The sequence below is a fragment of the Gordonia soli NBRC 108243 genome (assembly GCF_000334455.1).
GTDB classification, from domain to species: Bacteria; Actinomycetota; Actinomycetes; order Mycobacteriales; family Mycobacteriaceae; genus Gordonia; species Gordonia soli.
Window position 1 is genome coordinate 13,101 of the sequence record NZ_BANX01000025.1, and the last position, 23,975, is coordinate 37,075.

General features: G+C 68.6%; 21 protein-coding genes. 10 read left to right on the forward strand and 11 right to left on the reverse strand.

The window, feature by feature from the left end; genetic code table 11:
• Window positions 1-99: 99 nt before the first annotated feature.
• The gene (locus GS4_RS16340) at window positions 100-1,086 is read right to left on the reverse strand and encodes a helix-turn-helix transcriptional regulator (protein WP_040510845.1); all 987 of its coding nucleotides are present in this window, start codon (window positions 1,084-1,086) and stop codon (window positions 100-102) included.
• A 230-nt stretch (window positions 1,087-1,316) separates the two neighbouring features.
• Here GS4_RS16340 and GS4_RS16345 point away from each other — a divergent pair, with 230 nt between their 5' ends.
• Both GS4_RS16345 and GS4_RS16350 read left to right on the forward strand, forming a co-directional pair.
• Complete coding sequence (locus GS4_RS16345; protein ID WP_007622522.1) at window positions 1,317-2,309, forward strand: ATP-binding cassette domain-containing protein; 993 nt, start codon at window positions 1,317-1,319, stop codon at window positions 2,307-2,309.
• A 180-nt stretch (window positions 2,310-2,489) separates the two neighbouring features.
• Window positions 2,490-3,221, forward strand: coding sequence for an ABC transporter permease (locus GS4_RS16350; RefSeq protein ID WP_439644626.1), 732 nt, complete (start codon window positions 2,490-2,492; stop codon window positions 3,219-3,221).
• A 78-nt stretch (window positions 3,222-3,299) separates the two neighbouring features.
• Here the strand turns inward: GS4_RS16350 and GS4_RS16355 are convergent, their stop codons facing one another.
• Both GS4_RS16355 and GS4_RS16360 read right to left on the reverse strand, forming a co-directional pair.
• Window positions 3,300-4,181, reverse strand: a complete 882-nt coding sequence (locus GS4_RS16355; RefSeq protein ID WP_007622524.1) for an aldo/keto reductase — start codon at window positions 4,179-4,181, stop codon at window positions 3,300-3,302.
• Between the two features lie 62 nt (window positions 4,182-4,243).
• Window positions 4,244-5,209 carry a CE1 family esterase gene (locus GS4_RS16360; RefSeq protein WP_245555714.1) on the reverse strand — a complete coding sequence of 322 codons (966 nt, stop codon included), beginning with the start codon at window positions 5,207-5,209 and terminating at the stop codon, window positions 4,244-4,246.
• 100 nt (window positions 5,210-5,309) lie between these two features.
• On the opposite strand from GS4_RS16360, the gene GS4_RS16365 reads away from it, so the two are divergent.
• The gene (locus GS4_RS16365; RefSeq protein WP_245555723.1) at window positions 5,310-6,647 is read left to right on the forward strand and encodes a family 1 glycosylhydrolase; all 1,338 of its coding nucleotides are present in this window, start codon (window positions 5,310-5,312) and stop codon (window positions 6,645-6,647) included.
• 31 nt (window positions 6,648-6,678) lie between these two features.
• Window positions 6,679-7,497, forward strand: a complete 819-nt coding sequence (locus GS4_RS16370) for a maleylpyruvate isomerase family mycothiol-dependent enzyme (protein ID WP_007622528.1) — start codon at window positions 6,679-6,681, stop codon at window positions 7,495-7,497.
• Window positions 7,498-7,558: 61 nt separating this feature from the next.
• On the opposite strand, the gene sigK is transcribed toward GS4_RS16370, so the two are convergent.
• Together sigK and GS4_RS16380 are read right to left on the reverse strand one after the other, a co-directional pair.
• Window positions 7,559-8,227, reverse strand: coding sequence for an ECF RNA polymerase sigma factor SigK (gene sigK / locus GS4_RS16375; RefSeq protein WP_007622530.1), 669 nt, complete (start codon window positions 8,225-8,227; stop codon window positions 7,559-7,561).
• A 271-nt stretch (window positions 8,228-8,498) separates the two neighbouring features.
• Window positions 8,499-9,719, reverse strand: a complete 1,221-nt coding sequence (locus GS4_RS16380; RefSeq protein WP_007622532.1) for an EAL domain-containing protein — start codon at window positions 9,717-9,719, stop codon at window positions 8,499-8,501.
• A gap of 318 nt (window positions 9,720-10,037) precedes the next feature.
• On the opposite strand from GS4_RS16380, the gene GS4_RS16385 reads away from it, so the two are divergent.
• Both GS4_RS16385 and GS4_RS16390 read left to right on the forward strand, forming a co-directional pair.
• Window positions 10,038-10,295 (forward strand): hypothetical protein, encoded by a 258-nt coding sequence (locus GS4_RS16385; RefSeq protein WP_007622534.1) that lies wholly within the window; start codon window positions 10,038-10,040, stop codon window positions 10,293-10,295.
• Between the two features lie 74 nt (window positions 10,296-10,369).
• On the forward strand, window positions 10,370-11,740 hold the full coding sequence (locus GS4_RS16390) for a glucose-6-phosphate dehydrogenase (RefSeq protein WP_007622536.1): 1,371 nt from the start codon (window positions 10,370-10,372) through the stop codon (window positions 11,738-11,740).
• A gap of 62 nt (window positions 11,741-11,802) precedes the next feature.
• Here the strand turns inward: GS4_RS16390 and GS4_RS16395 are convergent, their stop codons facing one another.
• The 3 genes from GS4_RS16395 to GS4_RS16405 all read right to left on the reverse strand — a co-directional run bounded on the left by GS4_RS16395 (window position 11,803) and on the right by GS4_RS16405 (window position 17,193).
• Window positions 11,803-13,695, reverse strand: coding sequence for a glycoside hydrolase family 15 protein (locus GS4_RS16395; RefSeq protein WP_007622537.1), 1,893 nt, complete (start codon window positions 13,693-13,695; stop codon window positions 11,803-11,805).
• Between the two features lie 330 nt (window positions 13,696-14,025).
• A complete protein-coding gene (locus tag GS4_RS16400) occupies window positions 14,026-16,068 on the reverse strand; it encodes a protein kinase domain-containing protein (RefSeq protein ID WP_007622538.1) in 2,043 nt (680 codons plus the stop codon).
• Between the two features lie 291 nt (window positions 16,069-16,359).
• Window positions 16,360-17,193: a spermidine synthase gene (locus GS4_RS16405; protein ID WP_007622539.1), complete on the reverse strand. Its 834-nt coding sequence runs from the start codon at window positions 17,191-17,193 to the stop codon at window positions 16,360-16,362.
• Window positions 17,194-17,356: 163 nt separating this feature from the next.
• On the opposite strand from GS4_RS16405, the gene GS4_RS16410 reads away from it, so the two are divergent.
• Window positions 17,357-18,301, forward strand: coding sequence for a cobalamin biosynthesis protein (locus tag GS4_RS16410; protein WP_007622540.1), 945 nt, complete (start codon window positions 17,357-17,359; stop codon window positions 18,299-18,301).
• Here the strand turns inward: GS4_RS16410 and GS4_RS16415 are convergent.
• Window positions 18,289-19,380 carry an SURF1 family cytochrome oxidase biogenesis protein gene (locus GS4_RS16415; protein WP_007622541.1) on the reverse strand — a complete coding sequence of 364 codons (1,092 nt, stop codon included), beginning with the start codon at window positions 19,378-19,380 and terminating at the stop codon, window positions 18,289-18,291. The two genes, GS4_RS16410 and GS4_RS16415, sit on opposite strands and share 13 nt — an antisense overlap.
• Before the next feature lie 107 nt (window positions 19,381-19,487).
• Between GS4_RS16415 and GS4_RS16420 the strand changes: the two genes are divergently transcribed.
• Window positions 19,488-20,498, forward strand: a complete 1,011-nt coding sequence (locus tag GS4_RS16420) for a zinc-binding metallopeptidase family protein (RefSeq protein WP_040510822.1) — start codon at window positions 19,488-19,490, stop codon at window positions 20,496-20,498.
• Window positions 20,499-20,537: 39 nt separating this feature from the next.
• Here GS4_RS16420 and GS4_RS16425 read toward each other — a convergent pair whose 3' ends face one another.
• Both GS4_RS16425 and GS4_RS16430 read right to left on the reverse strand, forming a co-directional pair.
• Window positions 20,538-21,017, reverse strand: coding sequence for a low molecular weight protein-tyrosine-phosphatase (locus GS4_RS16425; RefSeq protein WP_007622547.1), 480 nt, complete (start codon window positions 21,015-21,017; stop codon window positions 20,538-20,540).
• Window positions 21,010-21,696, reverse strand: coding sequence for an HAD hydrolase-like protein (locus GS4_RS16430; RefSeq protein WP_007622548.1), 687 nt, complete (start codon window positions 21,694-21,696; stop codon window positions 21,010-21,012). Before GS4_RS16430 ends, GS4_RS16425 begins: the two co-directional genes overlap by 8 nt.
• Before the next feature lie 30 nt (window positions 21,697-21,726).
• On the opposite strand from GS4_RS16430, the gene cobC reads away from it, so the two are divergent.
• Window positions 21,727-22,782: an Rv2231c family histidinol phosphate aminotransferase CobC gene (gene cobC / locus GS4_RS16435; RefSeq protein ID WP_007622549.1), complete on the forward strand. Its 1,056-nt coding sequence runs from the start codon at window positions 21,727-21,729 to the stop codon at window positions 22,780-22,782.
• Entirely contained in the window at window positions 22,779-23,909 is a 1,131-nt protein-coding gene (locus GS4_RS16440) for a Nif3-like dinuclear metal center hexameric protein (RefSeq protein ID WP_007622556.1), read from the forward strand. Before cobC ends, GS4_RS16440 begins: the two co-directional genes overlap by 4 nt.
• Window positions 23,910-23,975: the final 66 nt, after the last annotated feature.

Sequence of the window (23,975 nt, forward strand, 5' to 3'; positions counted from 1 at the left end):
CGCCCGCACACGATCTCCGGTGGATGCGAGCAGGTCAGCGGCGCATGTGGTGATCGTCATCCGATCGTCGCCGATGCTGTGTTCGTCCACGGGACGGCGTCACTCGGCAGCGGTCGGAGATGCCGCGTGCCGGTACCGCTCGGCCATTCGCAGGTGGTACTCGGCCACCTCACGACATTCGTCCCGGAGTCGAACGGGCTCCAGGATGGTGAAATCGGCGTCGAACGCGCGCAGCCAGCGAGCGATCGAAGTCAGCGAGGTGCTGAACAGCCGCAGTTCGCACGTGGTCTCGTCGCCGGCCTCGACGGTGCCCCAGTCCTCGTGGACCATCGGCGCGACCGTTGCCAGCGGTGCGTGGATACGGACCCGGGCGGTTGCGGCACGGTAGACGGCACCCAGGCTGCGCTCCAGGTAGCCCGCCGCGCCGCCCTCGGGCAACTCGCGCGGCACGAAACGAGGTCCGGTCGGTGTCTTCGGCTCCATCCGGTCCACCCGGAACGAGCGCCAGTCGTCGCGAGCCAGGTCCCATCCCACGACATACCAGCGCTGCCCGCTGCGGACCAGGCGATACGGTTCGATCTCGCGGCGACTCTCGGTGCCGTCACGGCGCCGATAGTCGAAACGCAGGCGTTCGAGTCGGTGGCACGCGGTCGCGATGTCGGTCAACGTCTCCGCCGACACACTCGTCCCGTAGTCGCGCGGGACCGCGTCCATCGACAACGCGTCGAGTCGATGACGCAAGCGCGACGGCATCACCTGACGCAGTTTGGTGAGCGCACCCGCCGACGCCTCCGCCATGTCGGTGACCGACCCGGTGGTGATCGCGTTGAGGCCCAACGCGACTGCCACGACCTCCTGGTCATCGAGCAGCAGCGGTGGCATCTCGGCGCCGGCGCCGAGCCGGTAGCCGCCACCGACGCCGACGGTCGCATCCACCGGGTAGCCGAGTTCACGCAGCTTGTCGACGTCGCGTCGCACCGTCCGTGTGGTGATCTGCAACCGGGCGGCCAGGTCGTTGCCCGACCATTCGCGTCGGGTCTGCAGCAACGTGAGCAACTGCAGCAGTCGTGCCGATGTCTCCAACATGAGAACCATCGTGCCGCACCTTGCGGACCATATCTGTCCGCAATCGTTTCTAGCGTCGTTCTCACCGACTCCACAGCGAGACCCAACGACGAAAGGACGGCCCGCTCATGATCACCACGACACGCGACCTCTCGACCCGCCCCGGTGACGAGAACACCGGCAACGTAGGCACTGGTAACGGCAGCACCGGAAGCGAGGATCGGGGGCGGCGCCGAGGGGCGACGGACGGAGTGCCCGCCATCGAGGTGTCGGCACTCACCAAGACGTTCCGCCAGGGCAAGAACACCGTTGAGGCGGTGAAGGGAGTGGACCTCGCCGTCGCGAGCGGCGAACTCGTCGCCCTCCTCGGCCCCAACGGTGCGGGCAAGTCGACCACGCTGCGGATGCTCACCACACTGTTGCGTCCGACCAGTGGCAGCGCGCACCTCGGCGGCTGGTCCATCGCCGACGATCCCGAGCGGGTCCGGTCGGTGATCGGGTACGTCGGCCAGGGCAACGGCGCCGGCCACAACCAGCGGGTTCGGGAAGAACTGATCACCCAGGGGCGGTGCTACCGACTATCCAAGGCGGAAGCGGTGTCCCGCGCCGACGAACTGATCGACGCGCTCGATCTGCAGGCTCTCGTCGACCGCAAGGTGGGCACGCTGTCGGGTGGCCAGCGCAGGCGCCTCGACATCGCGCTCGGCATCGTCCATGGGCCGTCGATCATCTTTCTCGACGAGCCGACCACCGGAATGGATCCGCAGTCGCGCGCCAATCTGTGGGATCACATCGGGCGCGTCCGGGATCGCACCGGCGCGACCATCGTGCTGACCACGCACTACCTCGACGAGGCGGACGCGATGGCCGAACGGGTGGTGGTCATCGACTCCGGCACGGTGATCGCCGACGACACCGCTCGCCACCTCAAGGACACTCTCGCAGGTGACCAGATCATCCTCCGCACAACCGATCCCGAGGCAGCGACGGCGGTCGGGGAGATCGCCGCCCGCTTCGGCGGGGTGACCGTCGGCGCCGTCGACGGAGATGTCGTGACCCTGCGCGCGTCGGGCGGAGACGCGCTACTGCCGGTCGTCCTCCGCAGCGCAGCCGACGCCGGCGTGGACGTCCGCGCGGCCGAGCTCATGCGTCCGACCCTCGACGACGTCTTCCTCGCGCTCACCGGCCGCTCGCTGCGGGAGTCGGGAACGGCAACCGCCACCGGCTCGGCGCCCGCGGCCTGACCGCGGAACCCGGAGCGAGCGCGAAAAGCACAGCATGACCGACCGATCACACCCGAACCATCTCCGAGGAGCCTCATCATGACCGCAACGATCGTCGACCAGCCGATCACCACCCATCGCGATCGGATCGGACGACCGCCGAACCGACTGCGCGCCATCGCGTCCGACAGCACATTGGTGATGGTCCGAGAACTGCGCCCGACGGTGCGCGATCCTTTCACCGTCATCTTCAGCCTGGTGCAGCCGCTGATCCTGCTGGCCCTCTTCGGTCCGCTGCTCGACGGGGTCCCCGGGGCCACCGAGGGCGGCAACGTCTGGAACTGGTTCATCCCCGGGGTCCTGGCGATGATCGCCATCTTCGGGACGTCGATGACGGGGTCGAACCTGCTCGCCGAGATGCAGCAGGGCAGTCACGAACGGATGTTGGTGACGCCGCTGAGTCGCAGTGCGTTGCTGATCGGCCGCGCCCTCAAGGAGATGGTGCCCCTCGCCGCACAGGCCGTCGTCATCGTCCTGATCGGCCTGCCGCTCGGATTCGGCCTCAACCTGTTGGGTGCCGCGATCGGCATCGTGCTGCTGGGTGTCTTCGGCATCGGACTCGGTGCGTTCTCGTACACTCTCGCGCTGGCGTGCAAGGAGCAGGATTGGGTGTTCTGGACAGTCCAGCAGACGATGATGTTCCCGATGCTCATCCTGTCCGGGACGATGCTGCCACTCGACGGAGCACCGACCTGGATGCGTGTCCTGGTGGACGTCAACCCACTCGCCTACGTGGTCGACGCCGAACGGACGTTGTTCGCAGGCGAGTTCGACGGGGCCACGATCGGCGCCGGTGTCCTCGCCGCGTTCCTGGTCGCGGTGGTCGGCATCGGGGTCGGCGTGCGGGCGGTCTCGTCCGCGTCGCGTCGCTGATCCGAGACCCCTGACCGCTGGTCCGCTTCCGAAGACGGGCCGTCGAGCATCGACGATCCACCGCCCATCCCGACCGTCTCAGTCCTCCGGTGCGCCGAGGGAGAGATCGTCGGGGTGGGCTCCGGTGCGCTCACCGGTGTCCAGGGCGGCGATCTCGGCGAGATCGTCAGATGTCAGCTCGAGGTCGAGGACGTCGATGTTCGCGGCGATGCGCTCGTCGTGGACCGACTTCGGGATCACGATCAGGCCGGACTGCAGATGCCAGCGGATGATCACCTGAGCCGGTGTGACGCCGTGTCGTTCGGCGATCCGGGCGAGTACCGGCTCGTCGAGCAGTGTGTTGGGTCGCGAGTCGGCGCCCCAACCGGAACCGCTGCCGCCCAAGGGACTCCACGATTCGACCGCGATGCCCCGGTCGGCGCAGAAGGCTCGCAACCCGCGCTGCGCGTGGCGCGGATGGAGTTCCACCTGATTCACCGCGGGCACCACGTCGGAATTGTCGATCACCAGTGAGAGATGGTGCGGCTCGAAGTTCGAGACACCGATGGCGCGCGCCTTGCCGGTATCGCGGATCTCGATCAGGGTCTGCCACGTCTCGATCAACCGCCGCTCGTCCTGCAGCGGCCAGTGGATCAGGTAGAGATCGACGTGATCGAGTCCCAACCGGTCCAGACTGGCGTCGACAGCAGCGAGCGCACGATCGCGACCGTGGTCGGCGTTCCACAGTTTGGTGGTCACGAAGACCTCGTCGCGGGGGACACCCGACGTCGCGATCGCCCGTCCGACCGCGGCCTCGTTGCCGTACGCGGCGGCGGTGTCGATGTGTCGATAACCCGCCTCGGCGATGGCATACCGGACGGCATGCTCGGTCTCGGCGTCTTCGGCCTGCCAGACACCCAGTCCCAGTTGCGGGATGACGGTTCCGGAGCTCAGCTCCACGGTCGGGAGATCGGTGCTCATGCTCCCAGGCTAACCGTTGCCCCGACCGTGCCGTGGCGCGGCGGGCGCGCAGGCCGTGCCGCTCAGGCCTTGGGGTGGGCGGAGAAGAACTGCCAGACCAGCGAGGACGCTGAGATCGTGTCGCTGCGCTTACCGGCGCCCGGGTTGCCGGTGGACCCGGGCCACCGGTGTCCGCCGCCGTTGATCCGATAGTGGGTGACCTGATGCCCGGCAGCGCCGCACACCGGCCAGTCCAGGCGATCGACGTCGGCGGTGATGCGGGTGGAGATGGGGGTACGCACGCATCCGGCCTTGCGGATCCATCCGTCCAACCACCCCTGCACGGCCGCATAGCGGCCGCCGAAGCGCACGCCGCCCTTGTACTTGATGATCGGATCGGCCGTGCCGTGGAACTCCAGCACCGACACCGGCGGTGAGGTCGCGCATCCGGCGCCGTGGCCCGCGTAGAAGGCTCCGCTGATCGCGGCGTAGGCCGCGAAGTCGGAGGTCATCTGGCAAGCGAGCAGGCCCACGAACCCGCCGCCGTTGGATCGGCCCACCGCGAAGGTGCGTGTGCGGTCGACGCAGGTCATGGTGCGGACCTCACGCAGGATGGTCCGCGTGAAGGCGATGTCGTCGGCTTGTGGCGACGAGTACGGCGCACCCTGCCAAGCGATCTGACCGTCGGTGCCGGGGAGCCCGGCCGGGAAGACCACGATCGCCGGCAGCGCCGACAGTCGGGTGTAGCGCTCGAAGGTCGTGCTCTTCTCCGCGCGGCCGTGGTAGGCGAGGATCAGCGGGTAGCGACTACGGCCGGTGAAGTCGGCGGGCACGTGTACCCGATAGGTGCGCTCGACGCCGTTGACCTCGGTGCGATGGACCGACGTGGTTCCGGCGGCGAAACCGTCGACGCCGGTGCACGCCGCCTGGGGGACCGGGGTCAACGGTTCGGCGGACGCCGACGGCGTTCCTGTCGCCCAGACGAGCCCACTCGCCAGGATCGAGACCACCACCGACAGCACGCACCACACCACACGACGTCCGGACACGCGGACAAGCCTAAGGGGTCACCGGAAGGCTCGTGCACGTCGTACCGGTGAGAACCCGAGGTGAGGGCGATCCCGATCTGCGATCATGTGGCGCGTGTCACTGAATCGGGTGCTATGGACGGGTTCGAGGCGACGTCTTGTCGCGGTCGTCGCGACGATTGCGAGCGCAGTTGCAGTGCTGGTGGGTGGCCCGGTGGTCCCGCAGGCACGGACCGCGCCCGCCCCATCACCCGCCCCGTTGCCGGCCGACTTCTCGTGGGGCGTCGCCTCGTCGGGCTTCCAATCCGAAGGCTCGTCCCCGGACAGCAATTGGACGCGATACATCCGTGCGGGCCGAACCCATGAGCCGATCGGCACCTCGGTCGACTTCCGGCACCGCTACGCCGACGACATCCGACTCGCGGCCCGGCTGGGTACTCGGGTCTACCGGGTGGGTGTGGAGTGGGCCCGGCTGGAGCCTCGACCGGGTGTGGTCGATCCGACCGCGATGCGGTACTACGACGCGGTGGTCGACGAGATCCGCGCCCAGGGGATGCGGCCGATGATCACGATCGACCACTGGGTCTACCCGGGCTGGGTTGCCGACCGCGGCGGCTGGGCCGACGCGCGTACGCCGGGATGGTGGCTGCGCAACGCTCGTCGCGTGGTCGACCACTTCGCCGATCGCGACCCGCTGTGGGTCACCATCAACGAACCGACCGCCTATGTGATGCAGGAGCTGCGGATGGGCGGTATCGCCCCGGCGCGGGTGCCGGCCATGCTCGACGGTTTGGTGGCGGTACACCGGGCGATCTACGATCACATCCACCGTCGGCAGCCGAACGCCATGGTCACCTCGAATGCCGCCTACATTCCGGCCGCGGAGTCGGTGCTGGACACCGGATTTCTCGATCGGGTGCGGGACAAGCTGGACTTCGTCGGCATCGATTACTACTACTCGGTCTCGCCGGCACGGTCGCAGACCTGGCGGGTGGCAACGGACGAGCCGTGGGCGGCGCCGGTCGCTGCTGACGGGTTGTACTACGCGCTGCGCTATTTCGGTCGCCGACATCCCGGGAAGCCGCTGTACGTGGTGGAGGCGGGCATGCCCACGCGCGACGGTGCCGCCCGTCCGGACCACTACCGCCGCGCCGACCATCTGCGGGACGAGGTGTACTGGCTGCAGCGGGCACGGGCCGACGGTCTCGACGTGATCGGGTACAACTACTGGAGTCTCACCGACAACTACGAGTGGGGCAGCTACACAACACGATTCGGGCTCTATACGGTGGATATCGGATCGGATCGATCGTTGACGCGGCGCCCGACGGATGCCGTCGCCGCGTACCGTTCGTTGATCCGCGGCAACGGGGTGCCGGGCGGGTACCGACCCACACGACCCGCCGAGGTCTGCTCGCTGGTCGATGCCCCGACCAGCTGTACGCAACCGGTGCGATGACTGAGCGCCGCCAGATGACAGGAGGACGTCGATGAGCGGCACCATCGTGCCCCGGGCCGAGATCGTCGACGAGTTGTCGACCCAATGGGCCGCGATCGCCGAATTCACGGCCGCGCTGACAGACACGCAGTGGGCGCAGCCGTCGATCCTGCCGGGCTGGTCGGTCGCCGATGTGGTCGCCCACGTGATCGGAACCGAGAGCATGCTCGAGGGGCGCGAGGTCACCGCCGGTCGCGACGTTGCGGCACTCGACCACGTGCACAACGCGATCGGGGAGTTCAACGAGAACTGGCTCGACCACTTCCGGACTCGTCCCCGGGACGAGGTTGCGGCAGCCTACCGGGAGATCGTCGAGACACGATCGGCTGCGCTGGCTGCGATGTCGCAGGAGGACTTCGACGCCGAGACCGTGACGCCCGCGGGACGGGACACCTACGGACGCTTCATGCGCATCCGCGTGTTCGACTGCTGGATGCACGAGATCGACATCCGCGACACCATCGATTCGCCCCCGCCTGTCGAACCCACGACCGCCGCTCGCGCACTGGACGAGATCGCGGCGTCGCTGCCTTTCGTGATCGGTAAGCGTGCGGGCGCGCCGGACGGCAGCCGCGTCCTCGTCGATGTGACGGGGGTGGGAGGACGACGCCTGCACGTGGCGGTCGACGGACGCGCAGCCATGGTCGACGACTTCGGCGGAGTGGAGCCCGACGTGACGCTGCGCCTCGACATCATCGATCTCGCCAGGTTGATCGGCGGCCGTGCGACCGCGGACCCGTCACGGGTCGAGATCACCGGCGATCGCGCGCTGGGCGAGCAGATCGTGCGGGTGCTCGCCTACACGATCTGAGTCGTCTTGCAGAGGGCGTGCGGGCGCTGACGAGCTGACCGACGTGGTCGGCAGATCTCGCTCAGTGGTCGGGCAGGTCGAGGTTGTCGCGCAAACGCCGCAGTCCGTCGCGGATACGCGACTTGACCGTGGGCAGCGAGACGGTCAGCCGTTCGGCGACCTCGCGATAGCTCAGACCGTGGTAGTAGGCGAGCACGATGGCCTCACGCTGCAGTGCGGTGAGTCCGGCGAGTCCGGCGAGCATCCACGTCCGCATCTCATGCCGCTCGACGACCTCGCCGACGTGCTCGTATGCCGACGGCCACGTCCCGACGCCGTACTCGAGGTCGCGGCGGGTGGCGGCGACCTCGGATCGGACCCGGTCGACAGCGCGGCGGTGCGCGAGTGTGATCAACCATGACAACGCCGACCCCGCGGTGGGATCGAATCCGCTCGCGGTCCGCCAGACCTGGAGATAGACCTCCTGTGTGGTCTCCTCGCTGTATCCGGGATCGCGGAGTACCCGCAGAGTCATCCCGTAGACACGATCGCCGGTGCGGTCGTAGAACTCCCGGAATGCCTCGGCATCCTGCTCGGCGATTCGTACGAGTAGGTCGGCCAACGGAACCGGGGTGACGACGAGCGACTCCGGAGTTGATGGTCGGGACGCTGCGGAGTCGACGGGACCGACATCGGCCCAACGGACTTCGTGGGTGGCGCGAATCGCGGGTGCGTCGTCGAGGAGAGTCATGGGTGAGTACCCGGCGTCTTGCTGGGTCCGTACGCGTTCCGACGGGGCTCGAGCACGCCGATCACCTCCTCGCACCGGTGGTTCGATCGACGCGACCCGTCAGGTCCCGACCTCGCCACACTCAACTGGTGTGCTGTCCGAGATCGACGTTATGCGTGAATCAGTCACAGTCCCGGGTCGCAACGCGAAGTGCGATTCGATCGCAACGCCGGTAACGGCCAGATAACAGCGCGGCGCTGGAGTGGAGGATGTCGGCGACGAAGGGGCCGAGCTAGGCCGGTTCGGCGACGGCTGCGGGGGTGGTCGCGGCCGACGTGAAGCGGGTCAGGATGGTGTGCACCGCCTGGGTGACCGTCATCCGGTCGAAGGACTGGATGAAGTCGAAGGTGCGCTCGAGGTCGGGACCGTTGTCGTGCAGGTCCCGGGCGGACAGCAGAGCCGAGAAGTGGGGCCCGAGGACCGCGACGGTCCATTCGTTGACGAGGTCGTCCTCGGGGTCGAGCGGCGCGTGCTGGATGTTGCCGTCCAACATGTGCGAGAGGCCCACCCCGTAGACCCCGGCGAAGCCGGTGATGTCGGCGAGGCGGTGCCACCGCTCGGAGGTGAGGGCGGTGAAGTGCTGAGCGTGCTGGAAGGTCCCGACGACGATCATCGCCTGTCCCACCGCAGCGGCCTGGGCCTCCAGCGACTTGCTCATCTCGACGAGCAGCCGCTTGGTGCCCCGGCGCGGGGTGCCCACCCGGCTGGCCAGCGCGTACGGGGTCGCCGCGAGTGCATCGGGGGTCGACCAGACCGGTGCGCCCGGCAGCGGGACGATCGTCTCGTCGACCAGATCGGCGGGGTCGGCGACGGGCGGGTACAGGGCGCCGATGCCGTAGGTGGCGCCGATGGTCATGGCGGCCAGGCGCAGCTCTTCGGTGTCGACGCCTTCGGCGACGATGACCGCATGACTGCGTTCGACGTGAGCGGCGAGCGCATGTGCGACCTCGGCCATGTCGGGATCGGTCGTGCGGGTGAGCAGGTCCGGCCCGGTGATGATGATGTCGGGCTCGACGAGTGGCAACAACGTCACCGCGTGGTGGTCGACACCCATGCCGTCCACGCAGATCATCCGACCTGCTGCTCGTGCTTCGGCGACGGCCGCGAGGGTGCGCTGGGGATCGGCGATGAGTCGATCCGGCGACACCGACAGCACGAGTCGCTGCAGCGACTCGTCGGTGGCCGAGAACGCTGCGGCGGTGGACGGATCCGTCTGGATCGACTCCATGTCGAGCGTGACGAGCAGAGGCAGAAGGTCGGCGACGGCGCGGGCGGGGGCGGAGCCGCTGAACTCCACCTTCTGGCGGTCGAAGGCGGGCTTCTGTTCCATCAGCCGAGCGGCACGGCGCAGGGAGTCGGGCGTGTTCAAGGCGGATCCGGCGAGCCCACGTAATTGGAGTTCGGCTGCGGCGAGCGACCCGTCGTCGAGCCGGCGGACCGGAGCGAACTGCATCACGACCTCCACCCGCACATCACCCGCGGTGATCATCGACGACAACGGTCGGCGCGAAACATGGCCCATTGGGCCACCTAACCACAATCTGCGCGCACGACGACAGGTCCCCGTGGGGGAGGCCTCGACTGAGCTTGATGCCTTCCCGGTGACTATCCCAGGACCGAGATCGATCGGAGACCCTACCGTGACCCTAGCGTTACGGTCATCGCGGTCACGTCACGAATGACGTGAAGCCGCAGGCAGGGCAGCATGCCGACCATAACGTTGTGATCACGAAAAGTCAGGTGGTGGACTCGACCGGGGGGGGCAGAACCGATGACAAAGCTCGTGGACTGGGTACCGGACTCGCAGCGCATGCTCGTCTTCGCGCAGCGGTGGGTGCCCTTCGGCGGGGGCAGCGCCGACGACATCTTCACCGAGTTCGGCGTGACCGAACGCGTCTTCTTCCTCCGGCTGCGCCACCTGACCCGATCGCTCGCACCCTCGGCCATCGACGACGTGACCCGGCGATCGCTGGAGCGGATCTGTTCGGCGCGTCTCGACACCGGAGCGGTCCGCGCGCGCACCATGTAGGTGTGACAGACGACCAGACCGCCGCGGCGGCACAGAACGGCACCACACCCGACGCCACCGATTCCCAGGACGCGGTGATCGTGGTCCTCTTCGGATCCACCGGAGACCTCGCGAAGCGCATGGTGTTGCCGTCGCTCTACGAGTTGCACCGCCGACGACTCCTTCCGTCCGAGTGGACGCTGATCGGTAACGGTCGCGGCGATCGCACGGACGACGAGTTCCGTTCGCACGTCCACGACTCGATCGTCGAGTTCGGCGACGACGGCCCACCGTCGGAGTCCGATTGGCAGAGCTTCGCCGACCGGGTCCATTACGCGGGTGGCGGTTTCGCCGTCGACGATGCCGGGCAGTTGCCCGATGTCATCGAACGGGCACGGTCCGAGATCGGTGCGGACGCGACGCTGGTCCATTACCTCGCGTTGCCGCCCACGACCTTTGCCGCCTACACCGAAGCCCTGGCGGCGCATGATCTCGCAGCGGGCGCCCGGGTGGTCTACGAGAAGCCGTTCGGTACGTCGCCGGAATCCTTCACCGAGCTGGACGAAGCGGTCCACCGCGCCCTCGACGAAGAGCAGGTGTACAGGATCGACCATTTCCTCGGCAAGGAGAGCACGCAGAACCTGCACGTGTTGCGATTCGCCAACGGACTGTTCGAGGGTGCGTGGAACGCGAAGCATGTCGAGGAGATCCAGATCGACGTCCCCGAGACCCTCGACATCGCCGATCGGGCCGGGTTCTACGACGCCACCGGCGCATTCCTCGACATGATCGTCACCCACCTGTTCCAGGTCGCCGCCGAGGTCGCGATGGAGCCGCCGACCAGTCTGGGAGCCGACGACCTCCTCGACGCCCGACAGGCCGTGATCGCGGCGTTCCGGCCCCTGGATCCCGCGGAGGTGGTCTACGGACAGTACGAGGGTTATCGCGCCACCGAGGGGATTGCCGACGACTCGTCCACCGAGACCTTCGTCGCGGCCAGGCTGTGGGTCGACACCGACAGGTGGCACGGCGTCCCGTTCCTGTTGCGTACCGGCAAGATGCTCGATCGGAGTGCGCAGCGGCTGAGCGTCGTCTTCCGTCGCCCCGATGGTCCGTTGACGAAGCTCCCCGCCGACGGCACCGTCCTCACCTTCGATCTCGCGGGCGACGGTGCGATTCAGCTCACCCTCACGGTCAAGCGCCCCGGGTCGGGTACCGATCTCGACGTCGCGCGAATGGAGGTGCCACTCGACACGCTCGGAGACGGACTGCCCCCGTACGCGCGGCTCATCGCCGACGTCCTGCGCGGGGATCGCTCGCTGTTCACCCGGCCCGACGGTCTGGCGCATGTATGGGAGGTCGCCACGCCGGTGCTACAGCATCCGCCGGAGGTGCACCCGTATCCGGACGGATCGCGTGGCCCGGCCGCGGCGGCCGACCTGGCGGGTCCCGGGGGCTGGCTCTGACCTGACCGACAGTCGCGCCCTTCGTTGCCCGGGCGAGGCCCTCGCGGCGACGCGTCGGACGGTCAGGAGTCCAGTCTCCGGTCGAGATTGGTGGCAGCGCTGATCAGCGCGAGGTGGGTGAAGGCCTGCGGGAGGTTGCCCAGTTGTTCGCCGGTGAGACCAATCTCCTCCGCATAGAGCCCGAGGTGGTTGGCGTGGGTGAACATCTTCTCCAGGGCGAGACGCGCATCCGCCAGCCGTCCGGTGCGGGTGAGCGCCTCCACGTACCAGAACGAGCACAGCGAGAACGTGCCCTCTGAGCCGCTGATGCCGTCTTCGCCGTCGGCGGTCTGGTAGCGGAACACGAGTGAGTCGCTGACCAGGCTCTCCTCAATGCGCTCGAGCGTGCTGAGGAATCGGTTGTCGGTGGGGGCCAGCAACTTCACTGCCGGGATCAGCAGCAGCGAGGCATCGAGGCGATCCGAGTCCAGGGTCTGCACGAACGCCTGGAGATCGTCGTTCCACCCGCGCGTCATGATCTGGTGGAAGATGTCGTCGCGCGCGGCCATCCAGCCGACGACGTCACCGGGCAACCCGCGCTGGCGGCTGACACGGATCATCCGTTCCAGCGCGACCCACGACATCACCCGCGAGTACACGTAGTCGTCGGGATCGGTGCGAACCTCCCAGATGCTCTGGTCCGGCCGGTCCCAGTTCTCCACCAGCCAGCCGGCGACGTCGCAGAGCAGTTCCCACGAGCCGAACGAGATCCCCGGCCCGTATTTGTTGAACAGGTACACCGAATCGATGAGCTCGCCGTAGATGTCGAGTTGCAACTGGTCGGCGGCGGCGTTCCCGATCACCACCGGCCCGGTCCCGCGGTAGCCCTCCCAGTGCTCGAGCCGGGTCTCCGGGGGCGGCGGATCGCCATCGAGCGTGTACATCAGCCGCAGGGGGCCGGTGTCCTTCTCGAGATTGCCGTCGTTCTTCGGGTCGCCATCGGCTCCGGACTTTCCGTCGGGGTCGAACCGGCACGTCAACCAGTTCATGAACGCGCCGGCTTCGTCGGTGAACCCGAGCCGCAGCAGCGCGTACAGCGTGAAGGCGGTGTCGCGGATCCATACGTATCGGTAGTCCCAGTTGCGCTCTCCGCCAATCTCTTCGGGCAGACCCGCGGTGACCGCCGAGACCACCGCGCCGGTGGGTTCGTGGGTGAGCAGCTTGAGTGTCAGCGCGGAACGGTTGATCATCTCCCGCCACCGACCGGTGTAGGTGGATCGGGAGATCCAGTCCTGCCAGAAGGCGACGGTCTCCGCGACGAGGGCCGACGAGCAATCGTGTTCGGCCAGTTGGTCGGTGATCTCGTCGGGTGCGAGCACGAAGGTCACGCATTCTCCGGTCCCGAGGGTCACCGATGCCTCGACGTCGCGATCGGCGACGATCTCCAGGTCGGTGGTGGCGGCCAGGTACAACCGTTGCTCCCGGCTGACGAACACGGCCTCGCGGTCGCCGTCGAGCGAGACCTCGTGTTCGGCACGGCCGTAGTCGAAACGCGGTGCCACCCGCACCCGGAAGCGCACCGTCCCGCGAACTGCTGCGATGCGCCGGACGATGCGGGTTCGATGGTCTGGGTCGTGCGCCTTCACGACCGGCATCAGATCCTGCACCTCGGCGACTCCGTCGTCGCTCATGAAGCGGGTCACCAGCACATTGGACTCGGGCAGATAGAACTGTCGGGTGGTGATGTCGCCGTCGAACTGTTCGATGGTCCACGCCCCGCCGCCCTCGGCATCGAGCAATGCCCCGAACACGCTGGGGGAGTCGAACCGTGGGCTGCAGAACCAGTTGATCCGACCGTCGACCCCGACGACCGCGGCCGTCCGCATGTCACCGATGACGCCGTGATCGGCGATCGGCAGGTAGTCGCCCGCGCGCGACGAGGTCGCTGTCCTCGAGCCGTCACCGTCGTTGGTCATCGGATCACTCCCGCCTGCGCCGCGCCGTGGTGGATCGACCACGTCGCGCCGACACGGCGGTGCGTCGACGGGCCGATCCCGACGCTACCTGCGCGGTCGGTCTCGCCGGTCGAACCCGGCCCGCGCCGTGCGGTGGCCACACGGCGAGGTGAGATCGCCTGGGGCCGAGTACGTTCCGCGCCGGGCGACGGCCTGAGTCGGCTCGCGTCGGCGGCCGACCGCTACACAACTGCCCGCCCGTGACCTGCGGTGATGCGTCCGATCAGACTTGCCGAGACCGCATCGTGATCAGCATGCGGCGATCGGATCTCGATTTCGGGAGCAGGGCTCTCACTCGACCGTTGCGGTCGAGATCACCACCGACTGATTGGGGCGGCCGTAACTCACTCCCGGTTTGGCCGGTGTGTAGCCGGCGGCGGCGATCTTGTCGAGGACGTCGAGGCCCGCGGTGTCCACGGTGCCGACGACGGTGAAGTACGGCACCAGCGTGATCGGCTTCATCACCATGAAGAAGGTGCTGGCGCCGTCACTGTCCTCGGGATTCTTGCGCAGCGTCGGGTCGATGTTCGTGACGGCGATGGTGCCACGCGGGTAGAGCACACCCTGGCGACCCTTGTCGTCGACGGCGCCGGGTGCAGGGGTGAGGTTCTTGGGCGGCTCGTCGGGACTGGCCCAGCCCGGACTGGACGCCTGGGTGCCGGTCGGGTCGCCACAGATCAGCGACGAGGATCCGGCCGTCGCGGTAAGTCGATGGCAGGTGGTGTTGTCGTAGAAGCCGCCCTTGATCAGTGAGACGATCGCGCCGACGTTGCACGGTGCGGCGGTCCGGTCCAGGGTGAGGCCGATGTCGCCCTGGCTGGTCGCCAACGTCGCGGCCACCGAGCCCGAATCCGGCTGCTGACCATCCGGTTTAGGCGCGGTCGGTCCGTTCTCGTCATGGTCGCGATAGGTGCAGGCGATCGTGTCGGCCGCGACAGCCGACGACGACGCGGCCGAGGTCGTCGGCGGGCCGTCGGCATCCGATCCCGAGCTGCGTCCCAGCGCGACGACTCCGACCACCACGAGGATCACGACGACGACCGCCACCGCGGCCACCGCCCCGATGATCTTTCCGCGCCCGGAACGCTGCGGCGGCAGACCGGTACCGCCCGGCGACTGCGGCCAGCCCTGCGGTCCGTACAGGCCCTGGGGCCCCGACGGTCCGCCGGGAGGTGGGGGTGGGGTGCCGAATCCGCCACCGTGACCGTAGGACGGCGGGGTTCCCGGTCCGACCGGCCCGGAGGGCACGACTGCCGGACCCGAGACCGTCGGGCCTGCGGGGCCCGACGTCGTCGGACCGAATGTGGCCGGCCCGCTCACCGTGGGGCCGGAGACCGAACCCGCTGCGGGAGAACGGCCGACCGCCGGCGAGGGAAGAGTCGGTCCCGAGGACGTCGGGCCGGAGGAACTCGGTCCGGGATGTCCGGCTGGACCGACGATCGTCGCCCCCGAACCGGAGTACGGCGGCGGCACCGGCGCGCCCGACCCGGGACGCCCGGGCGGGAACTGGCTCGGTCGGGGACCGGGTGTGGACAGTGCGACAGAGGCCGCCTGCGCGAACTCGCGAGCGCTCCCGAACCGATGCGCCGGGTCCTTGGCCATGCCGCGGGCGATGACCGCGTCGAATGCGGTGCCGGTCGTCGGTGGCGGGGCGGTGATGTGGGCGGTCATCAGGCCCTGCATGCTCGTCGTCGCGAACGGCTGTGCGCCCGTGAGAGTCTCGTAGAGCACGCACGCGAGTGAGTAGACGTCCGACACCGGCCCCGCAGGCTGGTCCCCGAATCGCTCGGGTGCCATGTAGGCGAGTGAGCCCAGCGCCGACCCCGCGACGGTCAGCCGGGTCTCGGTTGCGCCGTGCGCGATCCCGAAGTCGACGAGGTAGGCGAAGTCGTTCTCGTCTATCAGGATGTTGTCGGGTTTGACGTCGCGATGCACCAGTCCGCTGGCGTGGGCGGAATCGAGCGCGCTGGCGATCTGGGTGAGGATCTGGACGGCTCGCGATGGTGCCAGCGGCCCTTTCGCCAACTCCGCCCGCAGATCTCGACCGGTGACCATCCGCATGTCGATGTAGAGCAGACCGTCGATCTCACCGAAGTCGTGGATCGGGATGATGTGCGGTTCGCTCAGACGGGCGGCGGTGCGCGACTCGCGCAGGAACCGCTCGCGGAAGTCGTCGTTGTCGGATAGCTGCGGGGGGAGCAGCTTCAGTGCGACCGTACGGTCCTTCTTGCTGTCGTAGGCCTCGTAGACCTCCCCCATCCCGCCCCGGCCCAGGAGTGCGCCGATGCGGTACGGGCCGAGGGTCGTTCCGGTCCTCGACGACTGTCCGGTCACGATGTCCCCTGATCCTCTGCGCTCCTGCGCCGCTGCGAGTGCCCACGTCGCGCGGCGAAACGATGGGGTCAGCCTATTCGACGTGTCCGATCCCCGTCGCCTCCCCGTGGTCCGATCGTCCGACGCCGGCCCGTGGAGACCGAACATCTGTACGAATCTGCTTCGCTGTCCGCAGAGTGGGATTCACTCAACAGAATTTGATGTCATCTGAACGTATGACACAGCGGTGTCGCCGACGCGCGGCGGCCGGCCCGATGCCCGCAGTCGCCGACTCCGGTCCCGCGGTACGGGTCAGTCGAGGATCGGAGCGGCGGAGGCGAACTCGGCCGCGGCGCGTCCGGAGACGACACGCGAGGGCAGCGGATCGCCGAGCAGCGTGCGGGCCAGGGCCGCCGAAGGCTCCCACGCGCGATCGGTCCCGACCAACACGACATTGCCGGTGCGCCGTCCCTTGAGCATCGACGGGTCCGCGATCAGTGACAGATGGCCGAAGACCTCGCGGATGGTGGCCGCCTCCGCTCGCACCCGACGCAGGTCACGCGTGTCGCCACAGTTCGCCAGGTAGACGCCGTCGGACCGCAGCACCCGACGGACGGCGCGGACGAAACCGGTCGTCGTCAGGTGGTCGGGCGTGAAGGAACCGGCGAACGCATCACGCACGATCACGTCTCGTGAACTGTCGGTGAGCGACTCCACGACCTCCCGGGCATCGCCGACCCGAATCCGCAGGCGAGGCGCACGCGGCAGGTCGAACCAGTCCCGGACCAGTGTCGCGAGAGCCGAGTCGACCTCGACCGCGACCTGTCTGGCGGACGGGAAGCGGTGCGCGAGATACCGCGGCAGCGCGCATGCGGCAGCGCCCAGGTGGAGTACTCGGAGGTCGGCGTCGAGTGGATCGGTCCCGAGCGGGCGCGCATCCTCGCCGAAGATGTCGGCGATGACGGCAGCCATCTGCCGCATGTACTCGAACTCGAGGTCGAGGGGGTGATCGGGATCGATGTGCGAACTCTGTGCGCCGTTGATGGTCAGCAGCCAGCCGCCGGCGACCGGATCGGGGTGGAGTTCGCAGCTACCGGTGTCGATCTCATAGGTGCCGGCGACGGGCTCGGCGTTCTGGCGGGGCATCGAGACAAGTCTAGGAACGCCGCACCGATACGATCACCCGGTGCCCGTGACCGTGCGAACCCGACGTGCTGCGGCGCCACGCCATGGGGCCCGACAATCTGGGGCCCGACAGACCGGAGTGCGACGTCCTGGGCCCCGACGGTCTCGGACCCGACGATCTCGGGTGCTACCCACCGGTGGTCGACGAACCCCGGCTCCCGAACTCGCGTCGGGTCTTCTCCTCGGGCTGCTCGCCGACCGCCTGCTCGCCGATCCTCGCCGTCTCCACCCGGTGGCCGGTCTCGGCATGGCGGCCGGCGCGCTGGAACGACGGTGGTATCGGGATTCGGTCGTCGCCGGGGTCGCACACACGGCAGCGTCGGTGGGGATCGCCACGGCTGCGACGGCTCTGATCCGACCCGGGTGGATTCCGATCGCGGCCGCCACCTGGTCGGTCGTCGGCGGAACCTCCCTCGCGAGGGTCGGTCTGGCCATCGCCGATACGCTCGACCGCGACGACGTCGATGCTGCCCGGGCACTCATACCGAGCCTGTGCGGGCGCGATCCCGATTCCCTCGACGCCGACGGGATCTGCCGAGCAGCAGTCGAGTCGATCGCGGAGAACACCTCAGACGCCACCATCGGACCGCTGTGGTGGGGGGCGGTCCTCGGCCTGCCGGGACTGGTCGGATACCGCACGGTCAACACACTCGACGCGATGGTCGGATACCGCAACGATCGGTACCGCCGATTCGGCTGGGCCGCGGCGCGACTCGACGATCTCGCGAACGTGGTGCCGGCTCGGCTGACCGCCCTCCTGGCCGTCACGCTGGGGGAGCGGAGCCAGGCGTCGTTGGCTGCGTGGCGACGCGACGCCCCCGCACATCCGAGTCCCAACGCCGGCGTCGTGGAGGCGTCCTTCGCGGGCGCGCTCGGGCTCCGGTTGGGTGGTCGGACGGTCTACCGGCACGGCGTCGAGGACCGTCCGCCGATGGGCGACGGAGGTTCCCCGGGTCCTGCGGATCTGCGTGCCGCGGTCGCCCTGTCACGGCGTGTGCAGGTCGCCGGCGGTGTGGTCGCCGCACTGCTCGCCATCGCCCTGCGGCGCGGTGGACCTCAGTTGCCGTAACGCTTGCTGAGCTTGTCGCGGACCGCCGCCGGCGATCCCTGCGTGGCCGGTCCGGCGCCGATCTGACCGCGACTGTGCGCGCTCGAATCGGTTCCCGCTGCCTGCAGGTCACTGCGTAGGCGTCGGCGCCGCGACAGCGCGGTCGTCGGGTGCGCGGTGGCGGGTTCAGGCGATGCCCCGGCCCGACGCGATCCGTCCGGCCCGACTCCCGCCGGAGTCTTCTCGGACCCTTCCGTGTTCTCGGACCCCGTCGCTTCATCGGACGCCGTCAGTCCATCGGATTCAGTCGGGCCATCTTCGTCTGATCCAGCGGCGAGCCCGTGGTCATCGACGGGATCACGCCGGCGGCGTTGCCGGAACTCGGAGTACACGAAGTAGCAGGCGCCGAGCGGCGCCATGATGCCGAACGCGAGCCACTGCAACCCATACGACAGGTAGGGCCCGGAGTCGAGTTGGGGGAGCCCGATGGTGCCGAGGGAACCGGGCTGATCGGCTGCCAGTTGGAGGTAGTACGGGTCGAGTCGGCTCCCGACCATCGTCCCGACCACGCCGGGGTCGATCGTGTAGACCGCACGCACCCCGTCCTCGCTGTGTGCACCGCGGCCCGGGCTGGTGCCTTCGCCGGCACGGATGCGCGCGGTGATGGTCACCTCGTCGGACGGGGCCGTCGGAACGGCAGGCGTCGTCGATCCCTGCTGCGGACGCACATATCCGCGATCCACGAGCACCATCCGGTCGCTGCCGTTCACCGCGAAGGGGACGAGCACCTCGACGGCCGGTTGGTCCTCGACCGACCTGAGTCGGACGAGCACCTGGTCGTCGGGCAGATAGCGACCGGTCACCGTGACCTCGCGCCATTCGGTCGCCGGGTCGAAGGCCGCACCGGTGCGGGTGACCTGGTCGAGGGGGACCGCCGCCGTCCCCACCGCATCCTTGATCAGCTGGTTGCGGTGCTCGGTCGACGAGTTCTTGCCCAACTGCCACGGAGCGAGGATGGAGAAGCAGAGCGCAGCGAACGCCACGACCACGACCCCCAGGGCGATCCACCCGGGGCGCAGGACGGTCCGTAGCGCGCGCACCCCTCCACGGTACCCAGGCGTCGACAGGTGACCGCCGACACGCTGCACAGACGACTCGACCGGTGCTGCCCGCGCCGACCTCTCCGACACTCGGTAGCGTCTGCGCCATGCGAGATTTCCACTGCCGTACGTGTGGCCAGCGGCTCTCCTTCGAGAACAGCCTCTGCCTGCACTGCCGCAGCGATCTCGGCTTCTGGCTGCCGACCCGCACGATCTATTCGCTGGACGACGCCGGCCGCGTGGTCGTCGACGGTGAACTCCTGGAGCGATGCGCCAACACATCGGTGGCCAAATGCAACTGGCTGGTCTCGTGGACCGGTTCGCCGACGCTGTGCGCGTCGTGCCGTCTGACGCGCACGCGGCCCGCCGACTCCGACACCGATGCGCTGGTGGCGTTCGGCGCCGCCGAGAAGGCCAAACGCAGGTTGGTCCTCGAGCTCGACGAACTGGGCCTGCCCATCGTCGACCGGGAAGCCGATCCGCAGACCGGTCTCGCGTTCGACCTGCTCTCGTCGGCGGGGCAGCACGTGGTGACCGGTCATGCGAGTGGGCTGATCACCCTGGATCTGGCCGAGGGCGACGACGTCCACCGCGAGCAGATGCGGGTGGAGTTGTCGGAGCCGTACCGGACGCTGCTGGGACACTTCCGCCACGAGATCGGCCACTACTACCAGCTCGCACTCATCGACGATGCCCACCGACCGGGCTTCGTCGAGCTGTTCGGTGACCCCGCCGACGACTACCAGGCGGCGCTCGACCGCCACTACTCAGAGGGCGCGCCCGACGGATGGCGCAAACGCTTCGTATCGTCCTACGCGACGATGCATCCGGCCGAGGACTTCGCCGAGACGTTTGCCCACTACCTGCACATCCGAGACACTCTCGACACCGCCGCGGCGTTCGCCCTCGCCCCGTCGGGGGCGACGCTCGACCGCGATCTGCCCGGCGACGTGGGTTTCGACCAGCTCGTCGACTGGTGGCTGCCGCTGACGTGGTCGCTCAACCAGATCAATCGGTCCATGGGGCAGCCCGACCTCTATCCATTCGTGCTCCCGGCTGCGGTCCTGGAGAAGATCCGTTTCGTCCACAATCTGGTCCGCCCTGCGGACCGGACATGAGCTGACGGGCTACGGACGAGCGGACCCGGCCTCGGCGACTCAGTCGTCGGCGAGCGTGGCGTGCACCCAGGCCAGCAGTCCGGGTACCGCGGCCTCGATCTGCTCCCGGGTCCGGACGAAGTCGTTCGGTGTCCCGTAATACGGGTCGACCAGATCGAGATCGTCGGGATCGGCCTGCGGGTCGAAGCTGCGCAGCAGGCGCACCTTGTCGCCCAGGCGCTTCCGTTCGAGCTCCTTGACGTGCCCGGCATCCATCGCCACCAGCAGATCGGCATCGAAATGTGGTGGTGACAACTGCTCGGCCACGTGCCCGTCCGGGTACCCGTGTGCGAGCAGTTCGGTGCGAGCCCGGTTGTCGGCCGGTTCGCCGACATGCCAGCCGCTGGTGCCACAGCTGGACACCACCACCGCCCCGCTCAGACCGGCATCGTCGATCGCCGCCCGGAAGATGTTCTGGGCCATCGGTGATCGACAGATGTTTCCGGTACAGACAAAACAGACGTTCAGTTCCTCAGACATCGAGTACCTCGCGCAGATGTGCAGTATTTCCGACGGTCCAATTCGCCGCGTCGGCCTCCCCATCGAGAGCGTAACCCCAACCCACGACAATCGCTGGGATACCGAAGCGTGCGGCACCCTCCACATCGTGTGATCGGTCACCGATCATGACCACCGGAGCCTCCGGCGTGCCGGTCTCAGGGTCGACAGCGATGCCGAGCCGCTCGAGCGCACTGTCGATGACCTGCCATTTTCTACGGCGGGTACCGTCATCACTCGCTCCGGCGATGACCTCGAAGTGGTCGGCGAGCCCGAAGTGCTCGAGGATACGGATCGCCGTCGCCTCGTTCTTCGACGTCGCGACGGCCAGTCGCCGACCACTCGCGGCCAGGTCGGCCAGAACGCCTCCCATGCCGTCGAACACGGCGTTCTCCAGCCACCCCACCGAGGTGTAGCGCTCGCGGTAGGCCGCCATCGCGCGGTCGGCGGTCGCGGGGTCCAGGCCGATCGCGCGCAGCGTGTCGATCATGGGCGGACCGGCGATGCCGACGACCACGTCATCGGCCGGCGCAGGCGCACCGACCTCTGCCAGCGCGTGCCGGAAGCTGGCGGCGATACCGGCGAAGCTGTCGGTGATGGTGCCGTCGAGATCGACGAGCAGAGTGGTCGAGACGGCAGCCGGATCCGGGGTCGGGGTCACGGATCCATCGTGCACGTAGGCTCTTGGGGTATGACATCGGGGCTGTTCGCGCTGGATCGTCACGGTGACCGTGACGCCGCCGACGGGATGGTCGATTTCGCGGTCAACGTGCGCGATCGGCCGCCGTCGTTCGTCGTCGACGCGCTGGCCGCCCGGCTGACCGACCTCCATCGGTACCCCGCGGCGGCCGACGAGGAGGCCGCTGTCGACGCGATCGCGGCCATCCACGGTCGGCGTCGCGACGAGGTACTCCTGCTCGCCGGGGCCGCAGAGGGTTTCGAGCTCCTGGCGCGCCTCGCGCCGAAGTCCGCTGCGCTGATCCAACCATCCTTCACCGAGCCCGAGATCGCACTCCGCGGAGCGGGTGTCCCGATCACGCAGGTGGTCCTCGATGCGCCGTGGCGTCTCGAGGCCGCCGCCGTCCCCGAGGACGCCGACCTCGTCGTGGTCGGCAACCCGACCAACCCGACGTCGGTGCTTCATCCGCGGGCGAGCATCGAGGCCCTCCGCAGGCCGGGGCGGATCATCGTGGTGGACGAGGCGTTCGCGGATCTGACCGTCGACACGCGGACCGGCTCGGCGGAGCCCGAGTCGTTGGCCGGGACCCCGCTCGACGACGTCGTCGTGATCCGCAGCGTCACCAAGACCTTCGGGCTCGCCGGACTCCGGGTGGGTTATCTGCTGGCCTCGTCCGAGGTCATCGCCCGGCTGTCGGCCGGGCGGCGGCACTGGCCGCTGGGCACTCTCGCGCTGGTCGCCCTGCAGATCTGCCTCGGCGACGCCGGGCAGTCGTATGTCCGTGCGCAGGCGCAGATCGTGTCGGACCAGCGCGCCGCGATGGTGGCCGCCCTCACCGACGCCGGGATCCGGATCGCGGTGGCCCCGTCGGCGCCGTTCGTGTTGATCGAGGAACCCGACGGTCTCCACGTGCGGGAGCGGTTGCGCGCCCGCGGTTTCGCCGTCCGCAGCGCGGCCAACTTCGTCGGACTCGGCGGCGATCATCTGCGACTCGCGGTGCGGGACCGCCACACCGTAGGTGACCTGCTCGACGCCCTCGCCCAGGTTCGGAAGGAGATCGTCCGATGAGTGACACCACCGCCGTTGCGCTCGCCGATGTGATCGGCACGCTCGACCAGGTCTACCCACCGGCACTGGCCGAGTCCTGGGACTCCGTGGGCCTGGTCTGCGGGGATCCGGCCGACCCGGTGACCCGCGCGGTCGTCTGCGTCGATGTCACCGAAGAGGTTGTCGACGCCGCGATCTCCGCCCGCGCGGAACTGGTGGTCGCGCATCACCCGTTGCTCCTGCGCGGTGTGGACACGGTGGCCGCGTCGACCCCCAAGGGGCACATCCTGCATCGTCTGATCCGCTCTGGTGCAGCGCTGTTCACCGCCCACACCAATGCCGACAGTGCGCGACCGGGCGTCTCCGACGCGCTCGCCGACCTCCTCGGCATCACCGACACCTCGCCGCTGGCACCCATCCCCGCCGCGCCGATCGACAAATGGGTCGTGATGGTGCCGGAGGGCAACGCCGAGCAGGTGAGTGAGGCGATGTTCGCGGCGGGCGCCGGTGCGATCGGGGAGTATCGGGACTGCGCGTGGTCGGTCGTCGGGACCGGGCAGTTCGAGGCCCTCGATGCCGCGAACCCTGCCATCGGGGAGATCGGGGTGCGCGCTCGCGTGGACGAATCCCGCGTCGAGATGGTCGCGGCCCGCCGACTTCGCAGTGCGGTGCTGACCGCACTGCGTGCCGCCCATCCCTACGAGGAGCCGGCGTTCGACGTCCTCGAACTCGCCGACATCGCGAGCGACGTGGGTCTCGGCCGGATCGGGACGCTGCACACGCCGACCACGGTCCGTGAGTTCACCGAGCTGGCACAGGAACAGTTGCAGAGCCCCTGGGGAGTCCGTGCGGCGGGCGACCCGGATCTGCCGATCCGGACCGTCGCGGTGTGCGGCGGCGCAGGCGACTCGCTCATCGATGCCGCCACCGCAGGCGGCGCCGATCTCTATCTCACCGGCGATCTCCGGCACCACCCGGTCGACGAGAGTCGGCGTGCGGGGGGACCGGTTCTCGTCGACGCCGGACACTGGGCGACCGAGTTCCCGTGGTGCCGGCAGGCGGCGACCCTGCTGACCGATCACCTGGGTCTGACCGTCGACGTCCATGCTGCGCCGACCGATCCGTTCACCGTCCACGCGCGTCCATGAGTCATGCGAGATCGCCGATCAGGCGCGCGCAGGCAGTGGTCGGGTGCCGCGTAGCGTATGGGGGCA